Origin of the sequence: Enterobacter cloacae complex sp. FDA-CDC-AR_0164, from assembly GCF_003071645.1 — a bacterium.
Classification (GTDB): domain Bacteria; phylum Pseudomonadota; class Gammaproteobacteria; order Enterobacterales; family Enterobacteriaceae; genus Enterobacter; species Enterobacter ludwigii.
Genome location: NZ_CP028950.1, coordinates 2240982 through 2257458, shown reverse-complemented (window position 1 = coordinate 2257458; position 16477 = coordinate 2240982). Strand labels below are relative to the sequence as shown.

Here is a 16477-nt window from a genome sequence, read left to right as displayed (position 1 = left end):
ATTTACGGTTGCACACTAGTGTAACCGATTACACCAATGTGATTTATCTCACATATTTATACGGGTTGCTCACTTACCCTTAACATCGATAAAACTGATAACCCAACTGGAGGGCATAATGCCTGACAATAAAAAACAGGGGCGTACGTCCAATAAGGCGATGACATTTTTCGTCTGCTTCCTCGCCGCCCTGGCAGGATTACTTTTTGGCCTGGACATTGGCGTGATTGCCGGTGCGCTACCCTTTATCACTGAAGAGTTCCAGATAAGCGCTCACACCCAGGAGTGGGTAGTAAGTTCCATGATGTTTGGTGCGGCCGTGGGTGCCGTGGGCAGCGGCTGGCTCTCTTTCAGGCTGGGCCGCAAAAAGAGCCTGATGATCGGTGCAATTCTGTTTGTTGCAGGTTCGCTCTTCTCAGCAGCGGCTCCAAACGTTGAGGTATTGCTGCTTTCCCGTGTGCTGCTTGGTCTGGCCGTGGGTGTGGCGTCGTATACCGCCCCACTCTATCTCTCTGAAATCGCACCCGAGAAAATCCGTGGCAGTATGATTTCGATGTACCAGCTGATGATCACCATCGGCATCCTCGGAGCTTACCTTTCCGATACCGCGTTCAGCTACAGCGGCGCATGGCGCTGGATGCTTGGCGTGATCATTATCCCTGCCATTCTGCTGCTGATTGGCGTTTTCTTCCTGCCGGACAGCCCACGCTGGTTTGCAGCGAAGCGTCGTTTCGTCGATGCCGAGCGCGTGCTGCTGCGACTGCGCGATACCAGCGCGGAAGCGAAAAACGAACTGGAAGAGATCCGCGAGAGCCTGAAGGTAAAACAGTCAGGCTGGGCGCTGTTTAAAGAGAACAGCAACTTCCGTCGTGCGGTATTCCTGGGCGTGCTCCTGCAGGTGATGCAGCAGTTCACCGGGATGAACGTCATCATGTACTACGCACCAAAAATCTTTGAACTGGCGGGGTATACCAATACCACCGAGCAGATGTGGGGGACCGTCATCGTTGGGCTGACCAACGTTCTGGCGACCTTTATCGCTATCGGTCTAGTGGACCGCTGGGGCCGTAAGCCAACCCTGACGCTGGGCTTCCTGGTGATGGCCGCCGGTATGGGGGTTCTCGGCACGATGATGCACGTGGGGATTCACTCTCCAACCGCCCAGTATTTCGCGGTGGGCATGCTGCTGATGTTTATCGTCGGGTTTGCGATGAGCGCCGGTCCGCTGATTTGGGTGCTGTGCTCTGAAATCCAGCCGCTGAAAGGGCGTGATTTCGGTATCACCTGCTCCACCGCGACCAACTGGATTGCCAACATGATTGTCGGTGCGACGTTCCTGACCATGCTCAATACGCTGGGCAACGCGAACACCTTCTGGGTCTACTCCGGCCTGAACATCTTCTTTATTGTTCTGACGCTGTGGCTGGTTCCTGAAACCAAACACGTGTCACTGGAACATATTGAACGTAACCTGATGAAAGGTCGTCCACTGCGCGAGATTGGCGCACACGACTAATTCTCTGGCGGGAGGTGCCTCTTGCACCTCCCCGCTTCGCGCTTTATGCTCTGCCCCTATGAAAGCACCCCGTCTCCCCATCGCCCTTCAGCAAGCCGTTATGCGCAGCCTGCGGGAAAAACTCGCCCAGGCCAACCTGAAACTCGGCCGGAATTACCCTGAGCCGAAACTCGTCTACCAACAGCGTGGCACGGCGGCGGGTACGGCGTGGCTCGAATCCTATGAGATCCGTCTGAACCCGGTGCTGATGCTGGAAAATCAGCAGGCGTTTATTGAGGAAGTGGTGCCGCACGAGCTGGCGCACCTGCTGGTATGGAAACACTTTGGCCGCGTGGCACCCCACGGCAAAGAGTGGAAGTGGATGATGGAAGCCGTGCTGGGCGTTCCGGCACGCAGAACCCATCAGTTTGAACTTGAGTCGGTACGCCGCAATACCTTCCCCTACCGCTGCCAGTGTCAGCAGCATCAGCTTACCGTTCGCCGTCATAATCGCGTGGTGCGCGGCGAGGCCACCTACCGTTGCGTCAAATGTGGTGAACCGCTGGTCGCGGAATAACCAACTGAACTTTCAGGAACTTTCCTGATCTGACTGATTGCATACAGGAACAACATTCGTTACGTTGCGGGCTCGTTTTGACACGGAGTGTAAGATGTCCCGTAATTTTTCTCTCGCGGTCGCTTTTCTGGCGACAGCACTCTCCGGCCAGGTTCTGGCCGACGGTATTAACAGTTTCTCCCAGGCAAAAGCGGCAGGCGTAAAGGTCAACGCGGATGTTCCCGGTGATTTTTATTGCGGCTGTAAGATTAACTGGCAGGGTAAAAAAGGGATCGTTGATCTCGAATCCTGCGGCTATAAAGTGCGTAAGAATGAAAACCGCGCCAGCCGCATCGAGTGGGAACACGTGGTGCCGGCATGGCAGTTTGGCCACCAGCGTCAGTGCTGGCAGGATGGCGGTCGTAAAAATTGCGCCAAAGATCCGGTCTATCGCCAGATGGAAAGCGATATGCACAACCTGCAACCCGCGGTTGGCGAGGTGAATGGCGATCGCGGCAACTTTATGTACAGCCAGTGGAACGGCGGAGAGGGTCAGTACGGCCAGTGCGGCATGAAGGTTGATTTTAAAGAGAAAGTCGCTGAGCCCCCGGCCCGCGCGCGCGGCAGTATCGCCCGCACCTATTTCTATATGCGTGACCGTTACGACCTCAACCTTTCCCGCCAGCAGACGCAGCTGTTCAACGCGTGGGACAAGCAATATCCGGTGACGGAATGGGAATGCCAGCGTGACGCGCGCATCGCGAAAGTTCAGGGTAATCACAACCCTTACGTCCAGCGGGCTTGCCAGGCGCAAAAGAGCTAACCTACACTAGCGGCAATTCGCTTACACCGCATGACATATGGAATTTCTGACTATGCGCATTCCTCGCATCTACCACCCTGAGCTGATTACCGTCGGCCGCGAAATTGCCCTCTCTGACGATGCCGCCAACCATGTTGGTCGCGTACTGCGCATGGGAGCAGGGCAAGCTATTCAGCTGTTTGATGGTTCTAATCAGGTTTTCGACGCGGAAATTACGCGTGCTGATAAAAAAAGCGTGCATGTAACGATATTGCGCGGCGAAGTGGATGACCGTGAATCTCCGCTGCACATACACCTGGGACAGGTGATGTCGCGCGGAGAAAAGATGGAATTCACCATCCAGAAATCCATTGAACTGGGTGTAAGCCTCATTACGCCACTTTTTTCTGAGCGCTGTGGCGTTAAACTGGATGCGGAACGTCTGAATAAAAAGATCCAGCAGTGGCAGAAAATTGCCATTGCTGCCTGTGAACAGAGTGGCCGCAACCGTATTCCGGAGATCCGCCCGGCGATGGATCTGGAGGACTGGTGTGCTGAAGAGGAAAGCGGGCTGAAGCTCAATCTCCATCCACGCGCCAGCGCCAGCATCAATACGCTGCCGCTACCCGTTGAACGTGTTCGCCTGCTGATTGGTCCGGAAGGCGGCTTGTCCGCTGACGAAATTGCCATGACGGCGCGTTACCAGTTTACTGATATTCTGTTGGGACCTCGCGTTCTGCGTACTGAGACAACGGCACTCACAGCCATTACCGCGCTACAGGTGCGTTTTGGCGATCTGGGTTAACGCTAAGCCTGAGCCCTCAGGCTTTTAACGGAGATGAAAATGATCAAGCTCGGCATCGTGATGGATCCCATCGCAAACATTAACATCAAGAAAGATTCCAGCTTCGCGATGCTGCTGGAAGCGCAGCGTCGCGGCTATGAACTCCACTACATGGAGATGAACGATCTTTACCTGATCAACGGTGAAGCCCGCGCACGCACCCGCATCGTTAACGTCGAGCAGAATTACGACAAATGGTATGAATTCGGCACCGAGCAGGATATTGCCCTTGCCGACCTCAATGTCATTCTGATGCGTAAAGATCCTCCGTTCGACACCGAATACATCTACTGCACCTATATCCTTGAGCGCGCGGAAGAGAAAGGAACGCTGATCGTCAACAAACCGCAGAGCCTGCGCGACTGTAACGAGAAGCTCTACACTGCATGGTTCTCTGACCTGACGCCTGAAACGCTGGTGACCCGCAACAAGGCACAGCTGAAAGCGTTCTGGCAGAAACACGGCGACATCATCATGAAACCGCTGGACGGCATGGGTGGCGCATCTATTTTCCGCGTGAAGGAGAGCGACCCGAATATTGGGGTGATTGCCGAAACGCTGACCGAGCTGGGCACGCGTTACTGCATGGCACAAAACTACCTCCCGGCCATTAAAGATGGCGATAAACGCGTTCTGGTGGTGGATGGTGAACCGGTGCCGTATTGCCTCGCGCGTATCCCGCAGGGCGGCGAAACCCGCGGTAACCTGGCGGCCGGTGGCCGCGGTGAGCCGCGCCCGTTAAGTGAAAGCGACTGGGAAATTGCCCGCCGCGTTGGCCCGACACTGAAAGCCAAGGGCCTGATTTTTGTCGGCCTGGATATCATCGGCGATCGTCTGACCGAAGTGAACGTGACCAGCCCAACCTGTATTCGTGAAATCGAAGCGGAATTCCCGATTTCGATCACCGGAATGCTGATGGACGCCATCGAGAAACGTTTACAGAAATAACCTTTCAATACTATTAGTGACAGCACCCCGGTTTGTCCGCATACTGGGGCTGTCGCTTTTTAAACCAGGAAACAGTACCTCTGACAATGAATTTACAGCATCACTTTCTTATTGCCATGCCTGCTCTCCAGGATCCGATTTTTCGCCGCGCCGTGGTTTATATTTGTGAATACAATGAAGACGGCGCGATGGGCATTATCATCAACAAACCGCTGGAAAACCTGCAGGTTGAAGGGATTCTGGACAAGCTGAAAATTTCGGCTGAAGAGCGTCTGCCGGAAATCAGGCTTGATAAACCGGTGATGCTGGGCGGGCCACTCGCAGAGGATCGCGGTTTTATCCTGCATACGCCGCCGGTCTTCTCTTCCAGTATTCGCATCTCTGACAACACCGTCATTACGACCTCTCGCGACGTGCTCGAAACGCTGGGTACCGCTGAGCAGCCGTCGGAAGTGCTGGTGGCGCTGGGCTACTCCTCCTGGGAGAAAGGCCAGCTTGAGCAAGAGATCCTCGATAACGCCTGGCTGACCGCGCCTGCGGACATGAACATTCTGTTTAAAACCCCTATTGCCGATCGCTGGCGTGACGCCGCAAAACTGATCGGCATTGATATCCTGACTATGCCTGGCGTAGCGGGGCATGCCTGATGAGCGGAACACTTCTGGCCTTCGATTTTGGCACCAAAAGCATAGGCGTCGCCGTGGGTCAGCGAATCACGGGTACCGCACGTCCACTCACGGCCCTGAAGGCCAGTGACGGCACACCGGACTGGAACCTCATTGAGCGCCTGCTAAAAGAGTGGCAGCCGGATGACGTCATCGTTGGGTTACCGCTGAACATGGATGGCACTGAACAACCGCTTACCGCCCGAGCGCGTAAGTTCGCCAATAAAATCCATGGCCGCTTTGGCGTCTCCGTGAAGCTCCACGACGAGCGTCTGAGCACCGTTGAAGCACGTGCAGGTCTTTTTGAACACGGCGGCTTCAGGGCTCTCAACAAAGGCAGCGTTGACTCCGCGTCTGCTGTCATCATTCTCGAAAGCTATTTCGAACAGGGTTATTGAGCGCCGGGGCCTGGAGTTGCCCCTGCGCCCGTCTTTCAGCCAGGCTCTGGTCAAAGTTCTGCATCCCCGCCTGCTGGCCGGTTTGAATAATACCGGGCAATTGCCACGTTTTTCCTTCGCGAATGAGATTCGCCGCCGCCGGAGTATTCACCAGCAGCTCATAAAGCGCCACGCGCCCGCCCTGCGCATCGGGGAGGAGCTTTTGCGCCAGCACCGCCCGCAGGCTGCCGGCCAGCTGATTGCGCACCGGATCTTTCTCCTGCGCCGGAAACGTATCGACCAGCCGCTCAATCGCCTGCGCTGCCCCGCGGGTATGCAGTGTCGCGAGCACCAGATGTCCGGTTTCTGCCGCCGTCAGCGCGAGGCGGATTGTTTCACTGTCGCGCAGCTCACCCAGCAGTATGACATCAGGATCCTGGCGTAACGCCCCGCGCTGCGCGTCGGCAAATGACGGGCTGTGTTGGCCAATCTCGCGCTGCTGGATCAGGCACCGTTCGCTCTGGTACAGAAACTCCACCGGGTCTTCGAGCGTCAGAATATGCCCGTCAGTATGGTGATTAAGAAAATCCACCATCGCTGCCAGCGTAGTGGACTTACCGCTGCCGGTTGCCCCGGTGACCAGAATTAGCCCGTTGTCACTGGATAACAGCTCAGGAACAACCCGGGGCACCCCCAACACGGAGAGTTGCGGGCAGACCCCGGGCAACAGCCGCAGCGTCATTGAGACGCCGCTTGTCTGTTTAAACGCGCTTCCGCGCAGGCGCTGATTGCCCGCCAGGGTAACGGCAAAATCCACCTGCCCGTTCGCCCACCACGTTCCCTGCTGTTCATCGTTGAGCCACGCTTTTAATAGCGTATCGACTTCGGGCGGCGGAAACGGCGCGGGTTCAAGACGACCTGATCTGCGCCAGCGCGGTGGCGAATCACTGCACAGGTGTAGATCGGAGACATTATGCTTTACACTAAGGGCCACAATTTCTTCCACATCCATACAATACTCCTCGGAAAATGAACGACATTGCGCACAACCTGGCACAGGTCCGGGACAAAATCTCAGCTGCAGCAACACGTTGCGGCCGTGCTTCAGAAGAAATTACGTTACTTGCAGTGAGTAAAACCAAGCCTGCGAGCGCCATCGCAGATGCGATTGAGGCGGGTCAGCATGCGTTTGGTGAAAACTACGTGCAGGAGGGCGTGGATAAAATTCGCTTCTTCCAGGAACAGGGGAAGACGGATCTGCAATGGCACTTTATTGGCCCCTTGCAGTCGAACAAAAGCCGTCTGGTCGCTGAACATTTCGACTGGTGCCATACCATTGACCGTTTGCGTATTGCTTCGCGCCTGAACGACCAGCGCCCTGAAGCGTTACCGCCGCTGAATGTGCTGATTCAGGTCAACATCAGTGACGAAAACAGCAAGTCCGGTATTGCGCTGGAAGAACTGGATGCGCTGGCAGCAGACGTCGCGGCACTGCCGCGCTTAACCCTGCGCGGGTTGATGGCCATCCCGGCACCGGAGTCAAGTTATGAAAGGCAGTTTGCCGTGGCACAGCAAATGGCTGTAGCATTTGAGGCGCTTAAAGCGCGCTATCAAACGGTAGACACGCTTTCTCTGGGCATGTCGGATGATATGGAAGCCGCCATCGCGGCAGGCAGCACTATGGTGCGCATCGGCACGGCAATTTTCGGTGCGCGCGATTACACCCAATAATAAGGAAACCTGAGGAACGCCATGAAGACGTTGACTTTCCTGCTTTCAACGGTCATTGAGCTGTATACGATGGCGCTGTTACTGCGCGTCTGGATGCAGTGGGCCCGCTGTGATTTTTACAATCCGTTCTCGCAGTTTGTCGTGAAAATCACGCAACCTATCGTAGGACCGCTGCGTCGCGTCATTCCGGCGATGGGCCCCATTGACAGTGCTTCTCTGCTGGTCGCGTTTATTCTGAGCGTTATCAAAGCGATTGTGCTGTTTATGGTTATCACCTTCCAGCCGATAATCTGGATTGCCGCCGTACTGATTCTGATAAAAACCGTCGGTCTGCTGATCTTCTGGGTGCTGCTGGTCATGGCGATCATGAGCTGGGTAAGCCAGGGCCGTAGCCCGGTGGAGTACGCGTTAATTCAGCTGGCTGAACCGCTGCTGCGTCCAATCCGTAACCTGCTTCCGTCTATGGGCGGCATCGATTTCTCTCCGATGATCCTGGTTCTGCTGCTGTACGTCGTGAATATGGGGATCGCTGAGCTGTTACAGTCCACGGGCGATATGCTGCTGCCGGGGCTGTGGATGGCGCTATGAGTGCAGTGAGCACTTGCGCTGACGGGCTGGTTTTACGGCTGTATATTCAGCCTAAAGCCAGCCGTGACAGTATTGTTGGACTGCATGGCGACGAGCTAAAAGTCGCCATCACTGCCCCACCGGTTGATGGCCAGGCGAATGCGCATCTGACCAAATATCTGGCAAAACAGTTTCGTGTCGCCAAAAGCCAGGTGATCATCGAGAAAGGTGAACTTGGGCGGCATAAACAGGTAAAAATTCTCAACCCGCAATCTATCCCGACGGAAGTCGCGGCGCTGACAGAGCAGGATTAAACCATGCAGAAAGTTGTTCTCGCTACCGGTAACGCCGGTAAAGTGCGCGAGCTGGCCTCGCTATTAAATGATTTTGGACTGGATGTCGTTGCACAGACCGAACTGGGTGTGGATTCCGCCGAAGAGACAGGGCTGACGTTTATCGAAAACGCGATCCTGAAAGCGCGCCATGCCGCACAGATTACCGGTTTGCCCGCGATTGCCGACGACTCCGGTCTGGCGGTAGATGCCCTTGGCGGTGCGCCGGGTATCTACTCCGCACGCTATTCTGGCGTCGATGCCACCGACCAGCAGAATCTGGAAAAGCTGCTTGTCGCACTGAAAGACGTGCCAGATGATAAACGCCAGGCTCAGTTCCACTGCGTACTGGTCTATCTGCGTCATGCCGAAGACCCTACGCCAGTCGTCTGCCACGGCAGTTGGCCGGGTGTGATTACCCGTGAAGCGGCAGGCAGTGGTGGCTTTGGCTACGACCCGATTTTCTTTGTCCCGTCTGAGGGCAAAACCGCTGCGGAACTGTCCCGCGAAGAGAAAAGCGCGATTTCCCACCGTGGACGCGCCCTGAAACTGTTACTGGAAGCACTGCGTAATGGCTAATTTGCCGCCTCTGAGTCTTTATATTCACATCCCGTGGTGCGTGCAGAAATGCCCGTACTGCGATTTCAACTCGCACGCGCTAAAAGGTGAAGTGCCGCATGATGACTACGTTGCGCATCTGCTGGCCGACCTGGATGCCGATGTACCTTACGCACAGGGACGTGAAGTTAAGACCATTTTCATTGGTGGCGGTACGCCGAGCCTGCTTTCTGGCCCGGCGATGCAAACGCTGCTGGACGGCGTGCGTGCGCGCCTGAACCTGGCCGCGGATGCTGAAATAACGATGGAAGCCAACCCCGGCACCGTTGAAGCCGACCGTTTTGTCGATTATCAACGTGCAGGCGTAAACCGCATCTCGATCGGTGTCCAGAGCTTTAGCGAGCCGAAGCTGAAACGTCTGGGACGCATTCACGGCCCGGAAGAGGCAAAGCGAGCAGCAAACCTGGCCACTGGCTTAAGCCTGCGCAGCTTTAACCTGGATTTGATGCACGGCCTGCCGGACCAGTCGCTGGAGGAAGCGCTGGACGATCTGCGTCAGGCGATCGCGCTTAACCCACCGCATCTCTCCTGGTATCAGCTGACTATTGAGCCAAACACGCTGTTTGGTTCCCGTCCGCCGGTGCTGCCGGATGATGACGCCCTGTGGGATATCTTTGAGCAAGGTCATCAGCTTTTGACCGCAGCAGGTTATCAGCAGTACGAAACCTCCGCATACGCGAAGCCGGGTTACCAGTGTCAGCACAACCTGAACTACTGGCGCTTTGGTGATTATCTGGGGATTGGCTGTGGCGCACACGGTAAAGTGACCTTCCCTGACGGGCGCATCCTGCGTACCGCCAAAACGCGTCATCCGCGTGGTTACATGGAAGGCCGCTACCTTGAACGTCAGCATGATGTTGAGGCGGCGGATAAACCGTTTGAGTTCTTTATGAACCGCTTCCGCTTGCTGGAACCCGCACCACGTGCGGAGTTTGCGCGTTATACCGGATTGCCGGAAGCCACGATTCGTCCGCAGATTGACGAGGCGCTGGCGCAGGGATATCTCACCGAGTGTGAGGATTACTGGCAGATCACCGAGCACGGCAAACTGTTTTTAAACTCCCTCCTTGAGTTGTTCCTCGCAGAAGATTCCTGAAGGCTGATTCAGGATTTTGCACCCCATTCTGCCGGCTGAGGGAAAGGCTGGCAGAGTGTGGGGATGGATATTACTCGTACTTATGCAAAACAGCTTAGACGGGAGCTGACAAAAGAAGAAAGACGGCTTTGGTATCTACTGCGCAGCCGCCGTTTCGAAAATTATAAATTTCGTCGACAACATCCTGTAGATCACTACATTCTGGTTTCGCCTGCTGTGCGGCTCATCTGGCTATTGAACTGGATGGCGGGCAACATGATGAAAAGCAGGAATACGATCGTCAAAGAACGTGCTGGCTTAACGAGAAAGGCTGGTATGTCATTCGATTTTGGAACAACGAACTCTGGAATAACGAAGAAGCGGTGTTAGAAAAGATCCTTGAAACACTGCAAATGCTGCAACCCTCACCCCGGCCCTCTCTCTAAAAGGGAGAGGGCGCAAACCATCCCCTCGCCCCTTTTAGAGAGAGGGTTAGGGTGAGGGGAAATTACTTCAGCGTTCCCACCAGCGCCTTGCGGCTATCTTCCAGCGACACCACGCGCTTACAGACGTCTTTGCCGAACTGCTGGAAATCGTCTTCCTGGTTCTTCCACTCGTTCTGAATCGAGGTCTGCAGGCCGCCCAGGCTACCGAGCACGCCCTGCAGTGGGTTACCGCCGCCTTTCAGCACCGCTTTAGCCCCCATCTCGTTAATGCTGTCCTGCAGTATGCCACCCATTGCCTGGTTCACCAGCTGCTGACCGTCGGCACGAACCTGATCGATTGCCTTGTAATGGAACGTCAGGCCGTCGGAGCGATGCTCAATAATGCGGTTCATCTGCTCTTTCAGCTGTTTGTCGAGCTTCGTCAGGCGGGTGCGCATGTTACTGCTCTCACCCACCTCTTTGGTGATGATCTTATCCAGCGCGACGCGGCTCTTCTCTACGCGCGTCAGGGCACCTTCATCAATCCACGGCAGCGCGGTACGCAAATCGGCCTGGTAGTCTTTCGCCTGCTCACGCTGAGCGGGGGTCAGGTTGTACTGTTTACCGTTAAATGTGACGTTCCCGTCCGGCGTAATCACCAGATGACCGTTCTCGCCTTTGACCTGCACGGTTTGCGGGCTTAACACCACGTCATCACGCGGGGTGACGCTACATTTATACTCCGCATGAGCGGTGAATCCGGTTGCCATTAAGGCAACAGCCAGCAACGTTTTGCGCATCTTAAACACTCCCTCAGACAAAATGGGCCAGCTAATGCTGGCCCCTTACTGCTTAATTAGTCCCACCAAACGTCAAAAAGTTCGCTGACGCGGACATCTTCCAGTTTGTGGTCTTCAAGCCATTTGCGCACAAGCGCCTGATGTTCTTCGGTGCATTTACCGACTTCCTGGGTGCAGATCAGACCTTCCCATGCCAGGTAACCGCTACCATCAAAGGCCAGCTTGTTTGGCTCGATCACTTCATTAATGAACGCATCTACGTCCTGATCGATCTGGTCTACGCTGGTGCCTTCCGGGAAACGCCACGCAACGGAGAAGCCCACTTCCTGGAATTCTTCGATGTGCATTTTTTTACGCAGACGACGGCTACGATTCTTTGCCATTATTTCACCCTCTCGAACATTAAGTCCCATACGCCGTGACCAAGACGATGGCCACGCTGTTCAAATTTTGTCACCGGACGTGAATCCGGACGCGGTACATAGTCGTTGCTTGCAGACTGGTTTTTATACCCGTCCAGAGACGACATGACTTCCAGCATATGTTCCGCATAAGGTTCCCAGTCGGTCGCCATATGGAAGACACCGCCCAGTTTCAGCTTACTTTTTACCAGCTCAGCAAACGGCGCCTGAACGATACGGCGTTTATTATGCCGTGCTTTGTGCCACGGGTCAGGGAAAAAGAGCTGAACCATCGTCAAAGAATTGTCAGGAATCATTTTGTGCAGCACTTCAACCGCGTCGTGACACATAACGCGCAGGTTCTCAACGCCCTCTTCATGAGCCGTTGCCAGACATGCGCCTACGCCTGGTGAGTGCACCTCAATGCCGAGGAAATTTTGCTCCGGGCGCGCGTGGGCCATGGTAACCAGTGAAGACCCCATACCGAAGCCAATCTCCAGTGTTACCGGCGCGTCGCGGCCAAACAGCTCGGTAAAGTCCAGAGGCTGCTCGCTGAACTCAACGCCCATCACCGGCCAGTAGTTGTCCAGCGCATGTTGCTGCCCTTTGGTCAGGCGACCCTGACGGCGGACAAAGCTGCGAATACGGCGCAGCGGGCGACCGTTTTCATCAAATTCCGGTGAAATGACGTCGTTTTTCATAAAAGAGTTGTCTGCTTGTGAGAATGTTCGGGAAACGGGCATTATCCAAAGTTAAGGCTTCTATGCAAGCATGGGAAAGATCCGGTTTACAGCAGATTGACGCTGTGCTGCAATCGGCGTCCCTGATTATACGAATCGATGACCATGCAAGCCTCTCAATTTTCAGCCCAGGTGCTGGACTGGTACGACAAATACGGGCGTAAAACCCTGCCCTGGCAAATTGAAAAAACGCCTTACAAAGTATGGCTCTCCGAAGTGATGTTGCAACAAACGCAGGTCGCCACGGTGATTCCTTACTTCGAGCGCTTTATGGCACGTTTCCCAACGGTGACCGACCTGGCCAATGCGCCATTAGACGAGGTGCTGCACCTGTGGACCGGTCTCGGTTACTACGCCCGTGCGCGCAATTTGCATAAAGCCGCGCAGCAGGTGGCGACCCGACACCGCGGCACATTTCCGGAAACCTTCGATGAAGTGGCTGATTTGCCCGGCGTCGGACGTTCAACCGCAGGCGCGATCCTCTCCCTGTCTTTAGGCAAGCATTTCCCGATCCTCGACGGCAACGTGAAGCGCGTCCTCGCACGATGCTATGCCGTTGACGGCTGGCCGGGAAAAAAAGAGGTCGAAAAACGGCTGTGGGAGATCAGCGAAGCGGTTACCCCGGCAAAAGGCGTGGAGCGCTTTAACCAGGCGATGATGGACCTGGGGGCCATGGTCTGCACGCGATCAAAACCGAAATGCGAACTTTGCCCGGTCAATAATCTCTGCGTGGCTTATGCGAACCATTCATGGGCGCAGTATCCGGGCAAAAAGCCAAAGCAGACGCTGCCAGAACGCACCGGCTACATGCTGTTGATGCAGCATGGCGATGGGGTCTTTCTGGCGCAGCGGCCGCCGAGCGGCCTGTGGGGTGGTCTATACTGCTTCCCACAGTTTGAAAATGAAGAATTGTTACGGGAATGGCTTAAACAGCGCGGCATCGCTGCCGATAACCTGACGCAGCTGACCGCGTTTCGTCATACCTTTAGCCATTTCCATCTGGATATTGTACCGATGTGGCTTCCCGTGTCCTCAATCACTGCCTGCATGGATGAAGGAACGGCTCTCTGGTATAACTTAGCGCAACCGCCATCAGTCGGGCTGGCGGCTCCCGTGGAGCGCCTGTTACAGCAATTACGTGCCGGTGCAATGGTTTAGCATCAGCCACCAACAGAGGAATGAGTATGGCCAGAACTATTTTTTGTACTTTCCTGCAGCGTGACGCTGAAGGCCAGGATTTCCAGCTTTATCCGGGCGAACTGGGTAAGCGCATCTATAACGAAATTTCCAAAGAAGCCTGGGGACAGTGGCAGAAAAAACAGACCATGCTGATCAACGAGAAGAAACTCAGCATGATGAACCCGGAGCACCGCAAACTGCTTGAGCAGGAGATGGTGAACTTCCTGTTCGAAGGCAAAGACGTCCACATCGAAGGCTATACGCCGCCGGAAAAATAACAGCGTGCGGGGGCAACTCCGCCGTACAAGCAAACACAACACGCACTCCCGGAATGATGAAAAAATTTTTAGCGCTAGCCCTTGTTGCGCCGTTGCTTGTCTCTTGTTCTTCCAAAAAAGGCGATGATTACAACGAAGCCTGGATAAAGGACACCAACGGTTTTGACATTTTGATGGGGCAGTTTGCCCATAACATCGAAAATATATGGGGATTTAACGAAGTTCTTATTGCCGGACCTAAGGACTACGTTAAGTACACCGACGCCTATCAGACCCGTAGCCACATCAACTTTGATGAGGGGACTATCACGGTTGAAACCATCGCAGGCACCGAACCTGCCGCACGGTTACGTCAGGCGATCGTGAAAACCTTGCTGATGGGTGATGATCCAGGCTCAATCGATCTCTACTCCGACGCCGATGACATCACCATCTCCAAAGAACCGTTCCTGTACGGCCAGGTTGTCGATCAGACCGGACAGGCCATCCGCTGGGAAGGGCGTGCCACAAAATTTGCCGATTATCTGCTGCAGACGCGCCTGAAAAGCCGCTCTAACGGCCTGAAGATCATCTACAGCGTCACCATCAACCTCGTGCCGAACCACCTCGACAAACGTGCGCATAAGTACATTGGCATGGTGCGTCAGGCCTCGCGTAAGTACGGCGTGGATGAGTCGCTGATCCTGGCGATCATGCAGACCGAATCGTCGTTTAACCCGTACGCGGTAAGCCGTTCCGACGCGCTGGGGCTGATGCAGGTCGTGCAGCACAGCGCAGGTAAAGACGTCTTCCGCGCTCAGGGTAAATCCGGTACGCCGAGCCGCAGTTATCTGTTCGATCCGCAAAGCAACATTGATACCGGTACCGCCTACCTGGCGATGCTCAACAATGTCTACCTGGGTGGAATTGATAACCCGACATCACGTCGCTATGCGGTGATCACCGCGTATAACGGCGGTGCGGGCAGCGTCCTGCGCGTCTTCTCGAGTGACAAAGTGCAGGCGGCGAATATCATCAACAGTATGGCGCCGGGGGATGTCTATTCCACGCTCACCACCCGACACCCGTCTGCGGAATCGCGTCGTTATCTGTATAAAGTGAACACGGCGCAAAAAAACTACCGTCGACGCTAAACCCTTTACCCTGCCCTCTTCCTGTGGGAGAGGGCCAGGGTGAGGGCATCAGACCGCACCTTCCCCGCTCCCACCCATACGAAAATGTTATTTGCATCACAATCCAAACTGCAAATTAATGTGGATTGCATTTTTTTGCGGGAGGTAACAAAACATAACCTCGCCTGCTGATAGAATTGCATCAAATAACAACCCTGAATGTTCCTATAACAACATATCTCCCGCTCACTTGTGAGGAAAGTAACATGAACCTTAAGCTGCAGCTTAAAATATTGTCGTTTCTGCAGTTCTGCCTGTGGGGTAGCTGGCTAACTACACTCGGCTCCTATATGTTTGTGACGCTCAAGTTCGATGGTGCGTCTATCGGTGCCGTCTACAGCTCGCTCGGCATTGCGGCTGTCTTTATGCCAACGCTGTTGGGTATCGTGGCGGATAAATGGTTAAGTGCGAAATGGCTGTACATGCTTTGCCATCTGGTGGGTGCGGGGACGCTGTTTATGGCAGCCCAGGTCACCACGCCGGGGGCGATGTTCATGGTGATCCTGTTTAACTCGCTGGCCTACATGCCAACGCTTGGCCTGATCAACACCATCTCCTACTACCGCCTGAAATCTGCCGGTATGGAAATCGTCACCGATTTCCCGCCAATCCGTATCTGGGGCACCATCGGCTTTATCATGGCAATGTGGGGCGTGAGCTTCGCAGGCTTCGAACTGAGCCATATGCAGCTCTACATCGGGGCGGCACTCTCCGTGGTGCTGGCGCTGTTCACCCTGACCCTGCCGCATATTCCGGTGTCTAACCAGCAGAAAAACCAAAGCTGGAGCACCATGCTCGGTCTGGACGCCTTTGCGCTGTTTAAAAACAAACGCATGGCGATCTTCTTTATCTTCTCCATGCTGCTGGGTGCGGAACTGCAGATCACCAACATGTTCGGCAACACCTTCCTGCACAGCTTCGACAATAACCCGCTGTTCTCTGGCAGCTTTATCGTTGAACATGCGTCAGTGATGATGTCCATCTCTCAGATCTCTGAGACGCTGTTCATCCTGACCATCCCGTTCTTCCTGAGCCGCTACGGCATCAAGAACGTCATGCTGATCAGTATCGCTGCATGGATGTTGCGCTTCGGTCTGTTTGCCTACGGCGACCCAAGCCCGTTCGGTACCGTGCTGCTGGTTCTGTCGATGATTGTTTACGGCTGCGCCTTCGACTTCTTCAACATCTCTGGTTCGGTGTTTGTGGAAAAAGAGGTGAAACCTGAAATTCGCGCCAGTGCTCAGGGTATGTTCCTGATGATGACCAACGGCTTCGGCTGTATTCTGGGCGGGGTGGTGAGCGGTAAAGTGGTTGAGATGTACACCACTAACGGCATCACCAACTGGCAGCCCGTGTGGCTTATCTTCGCCGCGTACTCATTGGTACTGTTCTTCGCGTTTATCGCACTGTTCAAGTACAAGCACGTACGCGAACCGCACGCTGCGCAGCCTATCGCGCATTAATGATTATCC

Annotated in this window: 20 protein-coding genes and 1 pseudogene; 17 read left to right on the top strand and 4 right to left on the bottom strand. The window is 54.8% G+C overall.

The annotated features are described in order from the left end of the window. The first annotated feature begins 118 nt into the window (after positions 1 to 118). The 7 genes from galP (at position 119) to ruvX (ending at position 5708) form a co-directional block, all read left to right on the top strand. The gene (galP, locus tag AM410_RS11165) at positions 119 to 1516 is read left to right on the top strand and encodes a galactose/proton symporter (protein ID WP_014171560.1); all 1398 of its coding nucleotides are present in this window, start codon (positions 119 to 121) and stop codon (positions 1514 to 1516) included. A gap of 58 nt (positions 1517 to 1574) precedes the next feature. Beyond that, complete coding sequence (locus tag AM410_RS11160; RefSeq protein WP_032670169.1) at positions 1575 to 2072, top strand: SprT family zinc-dependent metalloprotease; 498 nt, start codon at positions 1575 to 1577, stop codon at positions 2070 to 2072. A 94-nt stretch (positions 2073 to 2166) separates the two neighbouring features. Then, entirely contained in the window at positions 2167 to 2874 is a 708-nt protein-coding gene (gene endA, locus AM410_RS11155; protein ID WP_106503478.1) for a deoxyribonuclease I, read from the top strand. Positions 2875 to 2926: 52 nt separating this feature from the next. After that, the gene (gene rsmE, locus AM410_RS11150) at positions 2927 to 3658 is read left to right on the top strand and encodes a 16S rRNA (uracil(1498)-N(3))-methyltransferase (protein WP_020883697.1); all 732 of its coding nucleotides are present in this window, start codon (positions 2927 to 2929) and stop codon (positions 3656 to 3658) included. 39 nt (positions 3659 to 3697) lie between these two features. Then, positions 3698 to 4645, top strand: a complete 948-nt coding sequence (gene gshB, locus AM410_RS11145) for a glutathione synthase (RefSeq protein WP_020883696.1) — start codon at positions 3698 to 3700, stop codon at positions 4643 to 4645. A gap of 86 nt (positions 4646 to 4731) precedes the next feature. Further along, positions 4732 to 5292 carry a YqgE/AlgH family protein gene (locus AM410_RS11140; RefSeq protein ID WP_020883695.1) on the top strand — a complete coding sequence of 187 codons (561 nt, stop codon included), beginning with the start codon at positions 4732 to 4734 and terminating at the stop codon, positions 5290 to 5292. Next, positions 5292 to 5708: a Holliday junction resolvase RuvX gene (gene ruvX / locus AM410_RS11135; RefSeq protein WP_014171567.1), complete on the top strand. Its 417-nt coding sequence runs from the start codon at positions 5292 to 5294 to the stop codon at positions 5706 to 5708. Before AM410_RS11140 ends, ruvX begins: the two co-directional genes overlap by 1 nt. Here ruvX and AM410_RS11130 read toward each other — a convergent pair. Beyond that, positions 5674 to 6699 carry a type IV pilus twitching motility protein PilT gene (locus AM410_RS11130; RefSeq protein ID WP_108647820.1) on the bottom strand — a complete coding sequence of 342 codons (1026 nt, stop codon included), beginning with the start codon at positions 6697 to 6699 and terminating at the stop codon, positions 5674 to 5676. The two genes, ruvX and AM410_RS11130, sit on opposite strands and share 35 nt — an antisense overlap. A 17-nt stretch (positions 6700 to 6716) precedes the next feature. Between AM410_RS11130 and AM410_RS11125 the strand changes: the two genes are divergently transcribed. The 6 genes and pseudogenes from AM410_RS11125 (at position 6717) to AM410_RS11100 (ending at position 10456) form a co-directional block, all read left to right on the top strand. Then, positions 6717 to 7418, top strand: a complete 702-nt coding sequence (locus AM410_RS11125; protein WP_044865459.1) for a YggS family pyridoxal phosphate-dependent enzyme — start codon at positions 6717 to 6719, stop codon at positions 7416 to 7418. 21 nt (positions 7419 to 7439) lie between these two features. Then, the gene (locus AM410_RS11120) at positions 7440 to 8006 is read left to right on the top strand and encodes a YggT family protein (protein ID WP_014171570.1); all 567 of its coding nucleotides are present in this window, start codon (positions 7440 to 7442) and stop codon (positions 8004 to 8006) included. Beyond that, complete coding sequence (gene yggU, locus AM410_RS11115; protein WP_014885193.1) at positions 8003 to 8299, top strand: DUF167 family protein YggU; 297 nt, start codon at positions 8003 to 8005, stop codon at positions 8297 to 8299. Before AM410_RS11120 ends, yggU begins: the two co-directional genes overlap by 4 nt. 3 nt (positions 8300 to 8302) lie before the next feature. Next, complete coding sequence (locus AM410_RS11110) at positions 8303 to 8896, top strand: XTP/dITP diphosphatase (protein ID WP_014171572.1); 594 nt, start codon at positions 8303 to 8305, stop codon at positions 8894 to 8896. Next, a complete protein-coding gene (hemW, locus tag AM410_RS11105; RefSeq protein WP_108647818.1) occupies positions 8889 to 10031 on the top strand; it encodes a radical SAM family heme chaperone HemW in 1143 nt (380 codons plus the stop codon). The genes AM410_RS11110 and hemW overlap by 8 nt, the downstream gene beginning before the upstream one ends. Before the next feature lie 63 nt (positions 10032 to 10094). After that, positions 10095 to 10456: pseudogene (locus AM410_RS11100) on the top strand (endonuclease domain-containing protein). Between the two features lie 62 nt (positions 10457 to 10518). Here the strand turns inward: AM410_RS11100 and AM410_RS11095 are convergent. The 3 genes from AM410_RS11095 to trmB are packed head-to-tail and all read right to left on the bottom strand — an operon-like array spanning position 10519 to position 12337. Continuing rightward, complete coding sequence (locus AM410_RS11095) at positions 10519 to 11235, bottom strand: DUF2884 domain-containing protein (RefSeq protein WP_020883689.1); 717 nt, start codon at positions 11233 to 11235, stop codon at positions 10519 to 10521. A 56-nt stretch (positions 11236 to 11291) separates the two neighbouring features. Then, positions 11292 to 11618 carry a YggL family protein gene (locus AM410_RS11090; protein ID WP_020883688.1) on the bottom strand — a complete coding sequence of 109 codons (327 nt, stop codon included), beginning with the start codon at positions 11616 to 11618 and terminating at the stop codon, positions 11292 to 11294. Next, entirely contained in the window at positions 11618 to 12337 is a 720-nt protein-coding gene (gene trmB / locus AM410_RS11085; protein ID WP_020883687.1) for a tRNA (guanosine(46)-N7)-methyltransferase TrmB, read from the bottom strand. The genes AM410_RS11090 and trmB overlap by 1 nt, the downstream gene beginning before the upstream one ends. A 144-nt stretch (positions 12338 to 12481) precedes the next feature. Here trmB and mutY point away from each other — a divergent pair, with 144 nt between their 5' ends. The 4 genes from mutY (at position 12482) to AM410_RS11065 (ending at position 16468) form a co-directional block, all read left to right on the top strand. Continuing rightward, on the top strand, positions 12482 to 13534 hold the full coding sequence (gene mutY / locus AM410_RS11080; protein ID WP_181012753.1) for an A/G-specific adenine glycosylase: 1053 nt from the start codon (positions 12482 to 12484) through the stop codon (positions 13532 to 13534). A 26-nt stretch (positions 13535 to 13560) separates the two neighbouring features. Beyond that, the gene (locus AM410_RS11075) at positions 13561 to 13833 is read left to right on the top strand and encodes an oxidative damage protection protein (protein WP_013098674.1); all 273 of its coding nucleotides are present in this window, start codon (positions 13561 to 13563) and stop codon (positions 13831 to 13833) included. A 56-nt stretch (positions 13834 to 13889) separates the two neighbouring features. Continuing rightward, positions 13890 to 14966: a membrane-bound lytic murein transglycosylase MltC gene (gene mltC / locus AM410_RS11070; RefSeq protein ID WP_025203253.1), complete on the top strand. Its 1077-nt coding sequence runs from the start codon at positions 13890 to 13892 to the stop codon at positions 14964 to 14966. A 245-nt stretch (positions 14967 to 15211) separates the two neighbouring features. Next, positions 15212 to 16468, top strand: a complete 1257-nt coding sequence (locus AM410_RS11065; protein ID WP_020883685.1) for a nucleoside permease — start codon at positions 15212 to 15214, stop codon at positions 16466 to 16468. Positions 16469 to 16477: the final 9 nt, after the last annotated feature.